Here is a 14759-nt window from a genome sequence, read left to right on the forward strand (position 1 = left end):
GGTGATGGGCCACTGTGCCCAAGGGTAGGTTGCGGCGACTCAAAGGTCTCGACGAGAGGCTGACCGTGCAGCCCGGCCACCTATTGGTCGGCGTGCTGCGCATCCCCGAAGACCAAACCGGCCCCGGGCGGGTCATCGCCCGACGACTGGCCATCGCGTTGGTGCTGTTGTGCGGCGCGGCCCTCGTCGTCTACCTGGACCGCAACGGCTACCGCGATGTGCGCGGCGCGCCGCTGACGTTCCTGGACTGCCTCTACTTCGCGGCGGTCTCGCTGTCGACGACGGGATACGGCGACATCACCCCGATCAGCGAAGCCGCGCGACTGGTCAACACCGTGGTGTTCACGCCGCTGCGGATCGCGTTTTTGATCGTATTGGTCGGCACGACACTCGAGCTCTTGTCCGAGCGGTCGAGGCAGGCGTGGAAGATCCAGCGTTGGAGGAACAAAGTGCGCGACCACACCGTCGTGATCGGCTACGGCACCAAGGGCAAAAGGGCCGTGGCCGCCCGAATCAGCGACGAAGACGCCAGGGGCGAGATCGTCGTCGTCGACACCGACCGCAGCGCCCTCGAGCATGCCGCGGCGGCCGGACTGGTCACCGTGCACGGCGACGCCACCAAGTCCGACGTGCTGCGGTTGGCCGGGGTCCAGCACGCGGCGTCGGTCATCGTCGCCGCCAACCGCGACGACACCGCGGTGCTGGTGACCCTGACGGCGCGCGAGATCGCGCCCAAGGCCCGCATCGTGGCCGCGATCCGGGAGGCTGAGAACTCGCATCTGCTGCAGCAGTCGGGTGCGGATTCGGTGGTGGTGTCCTCGGAGACCGCCGGTCGGCTGCTGGGCCTCGCGACCACCACGCCCAGCGTCGTCGAGATGATCGAGGATCTGCTGACCCCGGACGCCGGGCTGGCCATCGCCGAGCGGGAGGTCGAGCCGGCCGAAGTCGGTGGATCCCCGCGGCATTTGAGCGACCTTGTGCTCGGCGTAGTGCGCGAAGGCCGGCTGCTGCGCATCGGGGCGCCCGAGGTGGACGCCATCGAGGCCACTGACCGGCTCGTGTACATCCGAAACACCGGGCACTAGCGGCCGAAAGGGCTCAGTGTGGACTTTCAGCTGACCAGTGTTCCGCTGCTGTCGCGGGTCGGTGCCGACCGCGCCGACCAGTTGCGCACCGACATCGACGCCGCCACCGCCGGGTGGGCGGACGCGGCGCTACTGCGGGTGGATTCCCGCAACCAGGTGCTCGTCGCCAACGGCCGGGTCGTGCTGGGCGCCGCGGCCGAACTGGCCGAAACGCCGCCCAAAGGCGCGGTGTTCCTTGGCCGCATCGACGGCGGGCAGCACGTGTGGGCCATCCGGGGAGCGTTGCAGGCGCCCGGGGACCCCGAGGTGCACGCCGAGGTGGTCAACCTGCGCAGCCTCGGCCCGATCTTCGACGACACCAGCAGCCAGCTGATGTCCTCGGCGGTCGCACTGCTGAATTGGCATGACAGCGCACGGTTTAGCGCGATCGACGGCTCCCCGACAAAACCCGCCAGGGCGGGCTGGTCACGGATCAACCCGGTCACCGGGCAGGAGGAATTCCCGCGCATCGACCCGGCGGTGATCTGCCTGGTGCACGACGGCGGCGACCGCGCGGTGCTGGCCCGCCAGGCGGTATGGCCCGAGCGGATGTTCTCGCTGTTGGCCGGATTCGTCGAGGCCGGTGAGTCTTTCGAAGTCTGCGTCTGCCGCGAGATCCGCGAGGAGATCGGCCTGACCGTGCGCGACGTCCGCTACTTGGGCAGTCAGCCGTGGCCGTTTCCGCGCTCGCTGATGGTCGGCTTCCATGCCCTGGCCGATCCGGCCGAGGAATTCGCGTTCAACGACGGGGAAATCGCCGAGGCGGCCTGGTTCACCCGCGACGAGGTGCGTGCCGCGCTCGACGCCGGTGACTGGTCCAGCGGGTCGGAGTCGAAACTGCTTCTGCCCGGGTCCATTTCGATCGCGCGCGTGATCATCGAGTCCTGGGCGGCGGCCGGCTGATCCGGCCACCCGGGCCGTTACTTGGCGCGATCGGTGATCGTCTGCAGGACGGTGTTGGCGACCTGATCGGCCGCCTCGAGGCCCACCGCGCCCACCGAGATCAGCACGGCCGATTTCACGCGGTACAGATGGCACCACTGATGGTCGCTGAGCCGCATAGTATCGGGATCCGCCTTGTTGAGGGCGAAGTCATAGTCGGCGTTGTGCAGCGCGACGCACGCCTGCAGCGCGGATTCCAGCTGGTGGAAGGCGGCCAGCGCGTTGTCGGAGGTCGGGTATCGGGCAATGGCCTGGGTCACCCCGTTGACCATCGAGTTTCCGAGCGGTTCGATGTCGTCGGTGACGCCGTGATAGCTCGCGCTGCGGAATTCCGACCAGCCGTTGCCGAAGGTGTTCTCGTTGTGTCCCACCGCCCGGCACGGCCCGGGCGCATTGCCGTCGGCCGGCGGCGGCTTGTGCGTATCACCCTCACTGCGCGGCGCGAGGTCGTCTGCCTCGGCGATGTGCCGCACGTCCTGGACGCTGACGATCATGTCGTCGATCCGCGCCACGCGGCCCACGGCCGGCTTGCTGGTGTAGGTGTAGGAACAACCCGCCACCACCACCGCACTACAGACAGCTGCCACCCACCGCGAAATTGATGACATGGCTCGTATCCTAGGCGCCGCAGCGGGCTGGACCGCTCATCGCCTTTCGGCGCTACGGTCAGCCGGAGACGGCGCCCAACTTCGCCTTGACCTCGGCGACGCTGGGGTTGGTCAACGTCGACCCGTCGGAGAACTTGACGGTGGGAACCGTCCTGTTGCCGCCGTTGACCGAGCTGACGAATTCTGCCGCCGCCGCGTCGTGTTCGATGTCGACGGTGTCGTAGGGAATTCCGTTGGACTTGAGCACGGTCATCAGCCGATGGCAGTAACCACACCAAGACGTCGAGTAGACGGTAACCGCAGCGTTGGCCATAGTCGGTAAACGTAGCCCAGCGACGATGTGTTCCGCGAAGCGGGCGCGAGGAGCCGGGCCGTTCGGCGGAGCCCAGCGACGATGTGTTCCGCGAAGCGGGCGCGAGGAGCCGGGCCGTTCGGCGGAGCCCAGCGACGATGTGTTCCGCGCGCCGGGCGTGGCGAAACGCCCGTTTTGTCGGTGATCGCTGCCAAGATGGACGCCATGCCGTTGGTCGCCGACCCGTTGACCGCCGGACTGGACGACGAACAGCTGGAAGCGGTGCTCGCGGCGCGCGGGCCGGTCTGCGTGCTCGCCGGCGCCGGAACCGGCAAGACCCGCACGATCACTCACCGCATCGCCAACCTCGTTGCCGGCGGCCACGTCGCCGCGGGCCAGGTGCTGGCGGTCACCTTCACCCAGCGCGCGGCGGGGGAGATGCGCGCCAGGCTGCGCGCGCTGGATGCCGGCTCGCGGACGGCCGCGGCCGTCGGCGCGGTGCAGGCCCTGACGTTTCACGCGGCCGCGCTCCGCCAGCTGCGGTATTTCTGGCCGCGGGTGGTCGGCGAGACCGGCTGGCAGCTGCTGGACACCAAGTTCCCCGTCGTCGCCCGGGCCGCGAACCGCGCCCGGATGAACGCCAGCACCGATGACGTGCGCGACTTGGCCGGCGAGATCGAGTGGGCCAAGGCGTCGCTGATCAGCCCCGAGCAATACCCCGGCGCGGTGGCCGCGGCCGGCCGCGACATTCCAATGGACGCCGCCAAAGTCTCGGGCGTCTATGCGGCCTACGAGGCGCTCAAGGTCCGCGACGAATCGGTGACGCTGCTCGACTTCGACGACCTGTTGCTGCACACTGCCGCCGCCATCGAGAACGACGCCGCGGTCGCCGAGGAGTTCCGAGATCGCTACCGCTGTTTCGTCGTCGACGAGTACCAGGATGTGACCCCGCTGCAGCAGCGGGTGTTGTCGGCCTGGCTGGGCGATCGGGACGACCTGACCGTCGTCGGCGATGCAAACCAGACGATCTACTCGTTCACCGGGGCCTCGCCGAGGTTCCTGCTCGACTTCTCCCGGCAGTTCCCCGACGCCACGGTGGTGCGCCTGGAGCGCGACTATCGGTCTACGCCGCAGGTGGTGTCGCTGGCCAACCAGGTCATCGCCGCCGCACGCGGCCGGGTGGCCGGCAGCAAACTGCAGCTGTCCGGCCAGCGTCCGCCCGGCCCGGCCCCGTCGTTCCACGAGCATCCCGACGAGACCGCCGAGGCGGCCGCGGTCGCGAAGGCGATCGCCCGGCTGATCGAATCCGGCACCGCGCCGGCCGAAATCGCAATCCTGTATCGCGTCAACGCGCAGTCCGAGATCTACGAGGAAGCGCTGACCGAGGCCGGGATCGCCTATCAGGTTCGCGGCGGCGAGGGGTTTTTCAACCGCCAGGAGATCAAACAGGCGCTGCTCGCGCTGCACCGCGCAGCCGAACGCGGGGCCGACGGACCCCTGCCCGAGTTGGTGCGCGCGGTGCTGGAACCGCTCGGGCTGACGGCCGAGGAACCGGTCGGCACGCGGGCCCGCGAGCGGTGGGAAGCATTGACCGCGCTCGCCGAGTTGGTCGACGACGAGGTGGCCCAGCGCCCGCAACTGGACCTTCCGGCGCTGGTGACCGAGCTGCGCACGCGGGCCGACGCGCGGCACCCACCGGTGGTGCAGGGAGTCACGCTGGCGTCCCTGCATGCCGCGAAGGGACTCGAGTGGGATGCGGTGTTCCTGGTCGGTGTGGCCGACGGCACGCTGCCGATCTCGCACGCCCTGGCGCACGGCCCGGAGAGCGAACCCGTCGAGGAAGAGCGCCGCCTGCTCTACGTCGGAATCACCAGGGCCCGAATGCATGTGGCGCTCAGCTGGGCGCTGTCGCGAAGCCCGGGCGGTCGCCAGACCCGCAAGCCGTCGCGGTTTCTCAACGGCATCGCCCCGCAAGCGCGCGTCGATCCGGCGTCGGCCAAGTCCCGCCGCAAACAAGGCAAGACCCGCTGCCGGATCTGCAACCAGGATCTGACGACTCCGGCGGCGATCATGCTGCGGCGGTGCGAGACGTGCTCGGCCGACATCGACGAGGAGCTGCTCAACCGCCTCAAGGCGTGGCGGCTGGAGGTCGCCAAGGAACAGAAGGTGCCCGCCTATGTGGTGTTCACCGACAACACCCTGATCGCGATCGCCGAGCTGCTGCCCGACGACGACGCGGCCCTGATCGCGATCCCGGGTATCGGGGCGCGCAAGCTCGAGCAGTACGGGGCCGACGTGCTGGAGCTGGTACGCAGCCGCTGAACGCGCAGGTCGGAAAATCGTTTGCCTGTTTGCGCCGCCAGCGTTTACCCTCGGAATCGCGTATTCGCTGTCTGAGTGGAAAAGGAGGTGGCCGCGATGATCAACACCGTTGGAGTAGACGTGGCCGGCGCGGTGCTTTCCGCGTGGACCTCCCGTGCCACGCACGCCGCCGCCAAGCATCACGCCGCCGCTGCGACTGACGCGTCCGTGGATTGGGGCCAGAACTAGCCAGCCCCCTTTCCCAAATGGCCACGGACCCGAAGTCACCAGGATCCGTGGCCATAGTTTTCGGGTAAGAACCCGCAACCTGGTCCGGATCACCCGCCACAGGAACCCAACCAGGAAGCAGGTGAGCACGAAATGTCGGCATCGACGGTGCCTAGACAGACGCGGCCGGTGTTGCCATGCCACGTCGGCGACCCCAACTTGTGGTTTGCCGACACCCCGGCCGGCCTGGAACGGGCCAAGGCCCTGTGCACCGGCTGCCCGATCCGTCGGCAATGCCTGGCCGCGGCGCTGGAACGGGCCGAACCCTGGGGTGTCTGGGGAGGCGAGATCTTGGACCGGGGGTCGGTGGTGAGCTACAAACGCCCGCGCGGGCGCCCGCGCAAGGACACCGTCGCCGCCTAGCCCAAAGCGATCGCTAGATGGCGGCGGTGTCGGGCTCGGCGAAGCCGGGGACCAGCTCCTCGGTCAGTTTCTTGACCGGCACCCGCGCATCGAGCTGGCACAGGATCGCGGCCACCGACAAGATCACCCGCATCGGGATCACCAGCTTGGGTGGTAGATCCATCTGCCGGACCGTCCTGATCTGCGACACCGACCGGTCGATCTCGATGGTGGACATCTTCTGCAGCCACTTGCGCGTGTAGTGGAACTCGTCCACCTCGATGGGTTCGACGTACTGGCGCAGCATGTCGTCGATGTCGCGCACCGACACCTGCTCGCCCTTTTGGATGAAGCCAACCTTCTCCATCGTCGGCAACAGCAGGTCGTAGTTCTTGTCGCGGGCCAGTCGGATGGTCATCCCGAGCTCGATCGGCAAGCCGCCGGGCAGCTCGGCCACCGCGCCGAAGTCGATCACACCCATCCGCCCGTCGGGCAACAGCATGAAGTTGCCCGGGTGGGCGTCGCCGTGCAGCATCTCGACGCGCCGCGGTGCGTCGAAGGTGAGTTCGAGCAGGCGGGAGCCGATCAGGTCGCGCTGCTCCCGGGTGCCGCTGCGGATGATGTCGGCCATGTGCACGCCTTCGATCCACTCCTGGATCACCACCTTGGGGGCGCTGGCCACCACCCGCGGCACCGCGAAGTGGGGATGGTCGCGATAGGCCTTGGCGAAGGCGCGCTGGTTATCGGCCTCGAGCCGGTAGTCGAGTTCCATCTCGGTGCGCTCGATCAGCTCGTCGACGACGCCCTGGACGTCGGCGCCGGGCGAGAGCTGCTTGAACACCCCGACCAGGCGCTGCATGGTTTTCAGGTCGGCGCGCAGGGCCTCGTCGGCGCCCGGGTACTGGATCTTGACCGCGACTTCGCGGCCGTCGGACCACACCGCCTTGTGCACCTGGCCGATGCTGGCCGACGCGATCGGCGTGTCGTCGAACGACGTGAAGCGCCCGCGCCACTTGGTGCCCAGCTGAGCGTCGAGTACCCGGTGCACCTTCTCGGCGGCCAGCGGCGGGGCGTCCTTCTGCAACTTGGTCAGCGCTTCGCGGTAGGGCTCGCCGAACTCGTCGGGGATGGCGGCTTCCATCACCGACAGCGCCTGGCCGACCTTCATGGCGCCACCCTTGAGCTCGCCCAGCACGGTGAACAGCTGGTTGGCGGCCTTTTCCAGCAGCTCGGCCTGGACCTCGTCCTTCGACTTGCCGGTCAGGCGCTTACCGAAGCCCAACGCCGCACGCCCCGCAAACCCGACCGGAATGCTGGCCAGCTTGGCGTTGCGGGCAGCGCGCCCCCGTTTGATCTCCGACACAACTTCCATCATCCATGACGGCTCAGCCGTCGGGAGTTTGATCTAGGCAACAGTGACGGGCGGTCAACACCCACACAGCGGGTGCCTGGTCCAGTGCCGGGCGCGGATGGCGCCGGCGTTGAGGTCGAACTCCAGCGTGGCATTGAGCGCCTGGGGCGGACCGGGATCGGGTGCCTGCTGCTGTCCGCGTACCGCGGCGATCACTCGGTTCACCTGGCTGAGCGCCAGTGCCGCCGTCGCGAGCAGCGTCGCCCGGTCGGCCACCCCAACCGTCTCGCGCAGCTGGGCGGCGATCGCCGGCCATGCGGCGTCGCGGTCGAGGCGATGCAGATCCGCGCACGTCAGGCACGAAGTCACCCCGGGTATCACCAGCGGTCCGACCAGGCCGGTGCCGTCGCGGACCCGGACCGGGAGGTGCGCGACCCCCTGGCTGTGCAGGTCGCGCAGCAGACGCGGGTCGGCGACCAGGTAATCGGTCAGCACCACCAGGTCCGCCGCCGCGGGGGAGACCGTGGCGTGGGGCTGGCTGCTGTGCGCAATCCGCGCCCCCGAACAGCGCAGCGATTCGACCAGCAGGTCCGACAGCGGTCCGCGTCCGTGGATCCGGATCGACGCCGTCCGGCCGACGGGCCGGCGGCGGCAGCTGGTCACCACCCGGGCGCTCACCAGTTGCGCGACGAAGTCGGCCAGGCCGTCGGTGTCAGTCCACCCTCGCTCGACCGCTTGGCGCTGCAGCTCGGTGATCGGCAGGGGTGATCGCATCGAACGCAGCAGCGCGGCCAGGGCAGGTGCGGTCAGGCCGGGCGGTGGGCGGACCAGCACCGCCCGGCGCGGATCCCAGCCCACCTGCACCGCACCGTCGGGGCGCAGCAGCACCGGCAGCGACGGGTCCAACGCATACAGAGCTGTGGCTGCCTGCGGCATAAGTTCCGACAGTGCCAGGCGCTGGCGTGCGGCCCGCTCGGTTATCCACAGCACCCGCCGGGCACGCATACTGATGCCCTGACAAAGCTTGATCGTTCGCGAGCCCGCAGGAGTGATCGTTTGGGTCGGCGTGAGGGCCGCTATGTGCCGGGGCGCCCGACGTCACTTGTGCTGGCCGCCGTCGCCCTCGTCGCCATCGCCGGGTGTCACTCATCGCAACAGGCCGCGTCGTCGCAGTCCGGCCGGCCGGCGCAGGTCGAGCTGCCGTTCACCGGCCTGGTCGGTCCCAAGGGGCTGTCGCTGGACGGCGCGGGCAGCGTGTATGTCATCGGCGACGGCAAAGATCGGCTACTCAAATTGCCTGCGGGGTCGACCGCCTCGGTCGACGTACCGCTACCCGGCCTGGAAGATCCGCTGGGGCTGGCGGTCAGCGCCGACGGCAACCTCTTTGTCGCCGACAACAGCGACAACCGGGTGTACGAACTGCCGACCGGGTCGCCGACGCCGGTCGAGCTCCCGTTCGGTCCCCTGAAGATGCCGTTCGGCATGGCGGTGGGCACCGCGGGCGACGTCTACGTCACCGACTACACCCCCCGGGTGCTCAAGCTGCCCGCCGGGGCGAAGGCTCCGGTCGAGCTGCCGTTCACCGGCCTGAAAGACCCGCTGGACGCTGCGGTGAGCACCGCCGGCGACGTTTATGTCACCGACTGCGACGTCATCGACGGCCGGGAAAGTCGGGTCCTCAAGCTGCCCGCCGCGTCGAACCTCCCGGCCGAGCTGCCCTTCACCGGGCTGCGGTGTCCCAAGGGGGTGGCGGTGAGCGCCGCCGGCGACATCTACGTCATCGACGTCGGCGGCAACATCGGTCGGGTGTTCAAGCTGCCGGCTGGGTCGAACACGCCGGTCGAGCTGTCGTTCGCCGGCCTGAAAACCCCGCTGGGCGTCGCGGTGGACGCCGCCGGCAATGTCTACGTCACCGACAACACCAACAATCGCGTGCTCAAGCTGCCGGCGAGATAGGCCGGCGGCTCAGTTCTTCGTCGAACCGCCGTCGGCGCCCGGGTTGTCCTGCTCGAGGCGCGCGATGGCCTCGTCGATGCCGCTGGTGTCGCCGCCGATGACGCGGTCGATGAAGCCGGCCGGTTCGTCCAGGTCATCGGCGGCGGGCAACAGGTCGGGGTGCTGCCAGATCGCGTCGCGGGCGTCGACGCCGGCGGCCTCGGTCAGCCGCTGCCACAGGCCGGCGGCCTCACGCAGCTTGCGGGGGCGCAACTCCAGCCCGACCAGCGTCGCGAACGTCTGCTCGGCCGGTCCGCCGCTGGCCCGGCGCCGGCGCAAGGTCTCACCGAGCGCGGCCGCGCCCGGGATCCGATCGCCCAGGGCGTCGGTGACCACGACCTGCACCCAGCCCTCGATCAGGGCGAGCAGCGTCTCGAGCCGTTCCAGCGCCTGGGTCTGAGCCGGCGTGGCCTGCGGCTCGAAAACTCCCTGCCCGAGCAGGTTCTCGATGGCCCCGGGATCCGACAGCGACGCCGGGTTGAAGTCGCGGGCGAGCTCTTCGATGCCGCTCATGTCAATCTTCATGCCCATGGCGTAGGCCTCGACGGCGCCCAGCAGCTGGCTGGACAACCAGGGAATGTGGCTGAACAACCGATGGTGGGCCGCCTCCCGGGCGGCCAGAAAGGTCAGGATCTCGCTGCGCGGCTGCTCGAGTCCGCTGGCGAACGATTCGACGGCGTCCGGCATGATCGCGGCCACGCCCCTGGGACCCAGGGGCAATCCGATGTCGGTGGACGTCAGCACCTCGCGGGACAGCCGGCCCAGCGCCTGGCCCAGCTGCGAGCCGAACGCCATACCGCCCATCTGCGACATCATCGCCAACAGCGGACCGGCCATGCTCTTGGCCTCTTCGGGCAGCGACGAGGCCCACACCGTCGAAATCTGGGTCGCCATCGGGTCGCACAGCCGCTTCCAGGTTTCCAGGGTGTTGTCGACCCAGTCGCTGGGGGTCCACCCCACGGCCCTGGTGGTGCCGGCGGGCAGCGCGGTGGCCCCGTCCAGCCAGGTGTCGGCCAGGTGCACCGCGTCGGCGATCGCCGAATTCGTGGTCGCCGGGATCGGCGCGACGAATCCGATCGAGCTGGACGCCACCTGCCGCGCCAATTCGTAGTTGACCGGTCCCGACGCTTTGTCGCCCGCGGTCATCGTGCCGGCATTGCTGAACATCTGACCGAGCTGGGTGAAGATCTGCCCGAGGTCACCCATGCCGAAATCGCCGCCCATCCCGAATGGATTGGATCCGGCCGGGCCGGACTCGGGATCTTTCCCGTGCTTGTCGCGGTCAGGGTCTTCTCCAGAGGAGAACCCGAAAGGCAGGTCAGGCATGACCTCAACGGTACCCACCGGCGGAACAGAAAGCGCGACCTCGGGTCATGCTTGTAGCTGAACGGGACCGAATAGCGTCCGGTTAGGGTAATCGGCGTGAACAGGCGGATTCTGACCCTGATAGTCGCGCTGGTGCCCATTTTGGTGTTCGGCGTGTTGCTGGCGGTGGTGACGGTGCCGTTTGTCTCACTCGGCCCCGGTCCGACGTTCGACACGCTCGGCGAGGTCGACGGGAAAGAAGTCGTTGCGATTCAAGGCACCCAGACCCACCCGACGACCGGCCACCTCAACATGACGACGGTGTCCCAGCGCGACGACCTGAGCCTGGGCGAAGCCCTGACGTTGTGGCTGTCCGGGACCGAGCAGCTGGTCCCGCGTGACCTCGTCTACCCGCCCGGCAGGTCGCGTGAGGACGTGGACAAGGCCAACAACGCCGACTTCAAGAACTCCGAGGACAGCGCCGCCTACGCCGCGCTGGGATACCTCAAATACGCGCCCGCGGTCACCGTCGCCACGGTCACCGATCCCGGCCCCTCGGCGGGCAAGCTCAAGGACGGCGACGCCATCGACGCCGTTAACGACACCCCGGTCGCCACCGTCGAGCAGTTCACCGAGCTGCTGAAGAACACCAAGCCCGGCCAGGTCGTGACGATCGACTATCGCCGCAAGAACGAACCCGCCGGCGTCGCCCAGATCACGCTGGGCACCAACAAGGATCGCGACTACGGCTTCATGGGCGTCGCGGTGCTTGACGCGCCCTGGGCGCCGTTCGCCGTGGACTTCAACCTGGCCAATGTGGGCGGGCCATCGGCCGGGCTGATGTTCAGCCTGGCCGTCGTCGACAAGCTCACGACCGGAACCCTGGCCGGGTCGACGTTCATCGCCGGGACCGGCACCATCTCGTCGGACGGCAAGGTGGGCCAGATCGGCGGCATCACGCACAAGATGGTCGCCGCCCACGCCGCCGGCGCCACCGTGTTCCTGGTGCCCGCCAAGAATTGCTACGAGGCGAACTCGGACAATCCGTCCGGCCTGCGCTTGGTGAAGGTCGAGACCCTCAGCGGAGCGGTGGACGCGCTGCACGCGGTCACCTCGGGCGGTCAGCCGCCGAGCTGCTAGCCCGCGATTGCCGTGCGGCGATGCGTACAGTTGTTTGCGCGCCAACTAACTGAATCGACGCCAGCCACATTGACCAGGGAGCGTAGCCAGTGGGGATGCGGCCCACCGCACGGATGCCGAAGCTGACTCGTCGGAGTCGGATCCTGATCTTGATCGCACTGGGTGTGATCGCCTTACTGCTTGCTGGCCCACGACTGGTCGACGCGTACGTCGACTGGTTGTGGTTCGGCGAGCTCGGCTACCGCTCGGTGTTCACCACCGTGCTGGTCACCCGGATCATCGTGTTCCTGGTCGCCGGGCTGCTGGTCGGCGGCATCGTGTTCGCCGGGCTCGCGATCGCCTATCGCACCCGTCCGGTGTTCGTCCCCAGCAACGACAACGACCCGGTGGCGCGCTATCGCAGCGTCGTGGTATCCCGGCTGCGCACGGCGGGAATCGGGATCCCCGCCGCGATCGGCCTGCTGGCCGGCATCATCGCCCAGAGCTACTGGGTGCGCGTCCAGCTGTTCCTGCACGGCGGCGAGTTCGGCATCAAGGATCCGCAGTTCGGCAAGGACCTCGGCTTCTACGCGTTCGAGTTGCCCTTCTACCGGCTGGTGCTCAGCTACCTGTTCGTCGCGATATTCCTGGCCTTCGTCGCAAATCTATTGGCGCACTATATTTTTGGCGGCATCCGGCTGTCCGGGCGCACCGGTGCGCTGAGCCGCTCGGCGCGCATCCAGCTGGTCAGCCTGATCGGAACGCTGGTGCTGCTCAAGGCCGCCGCCTACTGGCTGGACCGCTACGAGCTGTTGTCGCACACCCGTGGCGGCAAGCCGTTCACGGGCGCCGGGTACACCGATATCAATGCGGTGCTGCCGGCCAAGCTGATCCTGGTGGCCATCGCGCTGATCTGTGCGGCCGCCGTGTTCTCCGCGATCACCCTGCGCGACTTGCGGATCCCGGCGATCGGGCTGGTCCTGTTACTGCTGTCGTCGCTGATCGTCGGCGCCGGCTGGCCCTTGATCGTCGAGCAGATCAGCGTCAGACCCAATGCCGCGCAAAAGGAAAGCGAATACATCAGCCGCAGCATCACCGCGACCCGGCAGGCCTACGGCCTGACGGCCGACCAGGTGACCTACCGCAACTACAGCGGCGACAGTCCGGCCAACGCCCAGCAGGTCGCCGCCGACCGCGCCACCACGTCGAACATCCGGTTGCTCGACCCCACCATCATCAGCCCCGCGTTCACCCAATTCCAGCAGGGCAAGAACTTCTATTATTTCCCCGACCAGCTGTCCATCGACCGCTACCTGGACCGCAACGGCGCACTGCGCGACTACGTCGTTGCGGCCCGAGAACTCAATCCGGACCGGCTGATTGACAACCAGCGCGACTGGATCAACCGGCACACCGTCTACACCCACGGCAACGGGTTCATCGCCTCGCCGGCCAACACGGTGCGCGGCATCGCCAACGACCCCACCCAAAACGGGGGCTACCCCGAGTTTCTGGTCAACGTCGTCGGCGCCAACGGCGGCGTGGTCTCCGACGGGCCGGCCCCGCTGGACCAGCCCCGCATCTACTTCGGTCCGGTCATCTCCAATACGTCGGCCGACTACGCGATCGTCGGAAAGAACGGCGCCGACCGCGAATACGACTACGAGACCAACACCGAGACCAAGAATTACACTTATACCGGTCTCGGGGGCGTTCCGCTCGGCGACTGGCTGTCGCGCAGCGTGTTCGCGGCAAAGTTTGCCGAGCGAAACTTCTTGTTTTCCAGCGTGATTGGCAACAACAGCAAGATCCTGTTCAACCGCGATCCGGCGGCGCGGGTGGAGGCGGTGGCGCCGTGGCTGACCACGGACAGCTCGGTGTATCCGGCGATCGTCAACAAGCGGCTGGTGTGGATCGTCGACGGCTACACCACCCTGGACAACTACCCGTATTCCGAACTCACCTCCCTGGAGTCGGCGACCGCCGACTCCACCGAGGTCGCGTTCAACCATCTGGGGCCCGACAAGCAGGTCTCCTACATCCGGAACTCGGTGAAGGCCACGGTCGATGCCTACGACGGCACCGTGTCACTGTATGCGCAGGACGAACAGGATCCCGTGCTGAAGGCCTGGATGCAGGTGTTCCCTGGGACGGTCAAGCCCAAGAGCGACATCACGCCCGAGCTCGCCGAGCATCTGCGCTATCCCGAGGATCTGTTCAAGGTGCAGCGGATGCTGCTGGCCAAGTATCACGTCAACGACCCGGTGACGTTCTTCTCCACGTCCGACTTCTGGGATGTGCCGCTGGACCCCAACCCGACGGCCAGCAGCTATCAGCCGCCGTATTACATCGTCGCGAAAAACATTGCCAAGAACGACAATACGTCGTCGTATCAGCTGACGAGCGCGATGAACCGATTCAAGCGGGACTATCTGGCCGCCTACATCAGCGCCAGTTCCGATCCCGCGACCTACGGCAAGATCACTGTGCTCACCATCCCGGGTCAGGTCAACGGTCCCAAGCTCGCCAACAACGCGATCACCACCGATCCGGCGGTGTCCCAGGATCTCGGCGTGATCGGGCGCGACAACCAGAACCGAATACGGTGGGGCAACCTGCTCACCCTGCCGGTGGCGCAGGGCGGGCTGCTCTACGTCGAGCCGGTCTATGCGTCACCGGGCGCCAGCGACGCCGCCTCGTCGTACCCGCGGTTGATCCGGGTGGCGATGATGTACAACGACAAGATCGGCTACGGCCCGACCGTGGGTGACGCGCTGACCGGGTTGTTCGGGCCCGGTGCGGGGGCGGCCGCGACGGGGATAGAGCCCACCACCGACGGCGCGCCGCAGGCCCAGCCCGCCGGTCCGTCGGCGCCGCAGGGCACGCCTCCGGGGTCGCCGCCGCCGACCGCGGTGCCACCTGCCCCGGAGGGTGCGACGACGTTATCGCCGGCCAAAGCCGCTGCACTGCAAGAGATTCAGGCCGCGCTGGGCGCCGCGAAGGACGCGCAGAAGAAGGGCGATTTCGCCGGCTACGGCGCTGCGTTGCAGCGCCTCGACGACGCGATCACCAAGTACAACAACACGAAGTAG

General features: G+C 68.0%; 12 protein-coding genes and 1 pseudogene. 8 read left to right on the top strand and 5 right to left on the bottom strand.

Annotation, left to right across the window (positions count from 1 at the left end; genetic code table 11):
- The first annotated feature begins 14 nt into the window (after positions 1-14).
- Positions 15-1085, top strand: a complete 1071-nt coding sequence (locus MSG_RS06285; RefSeq protein ID WP_096438017.1) for a potassium channel family protein — start codon at positions 15-17, stop codon at positions 1083-1085.
- Between the two features lie 18 nt (positions 1086-1103).
- Positions 1104-2027, top strand: coding sequence for an NAD(+) diphosphatase (gene nudC / locus MSG_RS06290; protein WP_096438019.1), 924 nt, complete (start codon positions 1104-1106; stop codon positions 2025-2027).
- Between the two features lie 17 nt (positions 2028-2044).
- Here nudC and MSG_RS06295 read toward each other — a convergent pair whose 3' ends face one another.
- Both MSG_RS06295 and mrx1 read right to left on the bottom strand, forming a co-directional pair.
- Positions 2045-2674: a sensor domain-containing protein gene (locus MSG_RS06295; protein WP_096438021.1), complete on the bottom strand. Its 630-nt coding sequence runs from the start codon at positions 2672-2674 to the stop codon at positions 2045-2047.
- A gap of 58 nt (positions 2675-2732) precedes the next feature.
- The gene (gene mrx1 / locus MSG_RS06300) at positions 2733-2987 is read right to left on the bottom strand and encodes a mycoredoxin Mrx1 (RefSeq protein WP_096438023.1); all 255 of its coding nucleotides are present in this window, start codon (positions 2985-2987) and stop codon (positions 2733-2735) included.
- A 204-nt stretch (positions 2988-3191) separates the two neighbouring features.
- Here mrx1 and MSG_RS06305 point away from each other — a divergent pair, with 204 nt between their 5' ends.
- The 3 genes from MSG_RS06305 to MSG_RS06310 all read left to right on the top strand — a co-directional run bounded on the left by MSG_RS06305 (position 3192) and on the right by MSG_RS06310 (position 5918).
- Positions 3192-5288, top strand: a complete 2097-nt coding sequence (locus MSG_RS06305; protein ID WP_170063189.1) for an ATP-dependent DNA helicase UvrD2 — start codon at positions 3192-3194, stop codon at positions 5286-5288.
- Between the two features lie 96 nt (positions 5289-5384).
- Positions 5385-5516 carry a hypothetical protein gene (locus MSG_RS25835; protein WP_258173937.1) on the top strand — a complete coding sequence of 44 codons (132 nt, stop codon included), beginning with the start codon at positions 5385-5387 and terminating at the stop codon, positions 5514-5516.
- Positions 5517-5648: 132 nt separating this feature from the next.
- A complete protein-coding gene (locus MSG_RS06310) occupies positions 5649-5918 on the top strand; it encodes a WhiB family transcriptional regulator (protein ID WP_096438025.1) in 270 nt (89 codons plus the stop codon).
- Between the two features lie 13 nt (positions 5919-5931).
- Here the strand turns inward: MSG_RS06310 and MSG_RS06315 are convergent.
- Positions 5932-7276 (bottom strand): annotated as a pseudogene (locus tag MSG_RS06315) (macrolide-binding ATPase MABP-1).
- Between the two features lie 47 nt (positions 7277-7323).
- Complete coding sequence (locus tag MSG_RS06320; protein WP_096444148.1) at positions 7324-8184, bottom strand: cyclodehydratase; 861 nt, start codon at positions 8182-8184, stop codon at positions 7324-7326.
- A gap of 120 nt (positions 8185-8304) precedes the next feature.
- Between MSG_RS06320 and MSG_RS06325 the strand changes: the two genes are divergently transcribed.
- Entirely contained in the window at positions 8305-9204 is a 900-nt protein-coding gene (locus MSG_RS06325; protein WP_142404456.1) for an NHL repeat-containing protein, read from the top strand.
- Between the two features lie 9 nt (positions 9205-9213).
- Here MSG_RS06325 and MSG_RS06330 read toward each other — a convergent pair whose 3' ends face one another.
- Positions 9214-10587, bottom strand: coding sequence for a zinc-dependent metalloprotease (locus tag MSG_RS06330; RefSeq protein WP_170063141.1), 1374 nt, complete (start codon positions 10585-10587; stop codon positions 9214-9216).
- Between the two features lie 78 nt (positions 10588-10665).
- Here MSG_RS06330 and MSG_RS06335 point away from each other — a divergent pair, with 78 nt between their 5' ends.
- Together MSG_RS06335 and MSG_RS06340 are read left to right on the top strand one after the other, a co-directional pair.
- Positions 10666-11688 (top strand): YlbL family protein, encoded by a 1023-nt coding sequence (locus MSG_RS06335; protein ID WP_096438033.1) that lies wholly within the window; start codon positions 10666-10668, stop codon positions 11686-11688.
- An 89-nt stretch (positions 11689-11777) separates the two neighbouring features.
- Positions 11778-14759 carry a UPF0182 family protein gene (locus MSG_RS06340; RefSeq protein WP_096438035.1) on the top strand — a complete coding sequence of 994 codons (2982 nt, stop codon included), beginning with the start codon at positions 11778-11780 and terminating at the stop codon, positions 14757-14759.

This window comes from Mycobacterium shigaense (assembly GCF_002356315.1).
In the GTDB taxonomy this organism is placed as follows: domain Bacteria; phylum Actinomycetota; class Actinomycetes; order Mycobacteriales; family Mycobacteriaceae; genus Mycobacterium; species Mycobacterium shigaense.

Bases quoted from the DNA above. Each gene is read 5' to 3' on its own strand.
- MSG_RS06320 (WP_096444148.1), bottom strand. From the start codon at position 8,184: ATGCCGCAGGCAGCCACAGCTCTGTATGCGTTGGACCCGTCGCTGCCG.
- MSG_RS25835 (WP_258173937.1), top strand. From the start codon at position 5,385: ATGATCAACACCGTTGGAGTAGACGTGGCCGGCGCGGTGCTTTCCGCG.
- mrx1 (WP_096438023.1), bottom strand. From the start codon at position 2,987: ATGGCCAACGCTGCGGTTACCGTCTACTCGACGTCTTGGTGTGGTTAC.
- MSG_RS06310 (WP_096438025.1), top strand. From the start codon at position 5,649: ATGTCGGCATCGACGGTGCCTAGACAGACGCGGCCGGTGTTGCCATGC.
- MSG_RS06295 (WP_096438021.1), bottom strand. From the start codon at position 2,674: ATGTCATCAATTTCGCGGTGGGTGGCAGCTGTCTGTAGTGCGGTGGTG.
- MSG_RS06305 (WP_170063189.1), top strand. From the start codon at position 3,192: ATGCCGTTGGTCGCCGACCCGTTGACCGCCGGACTGGACGACGAACAG.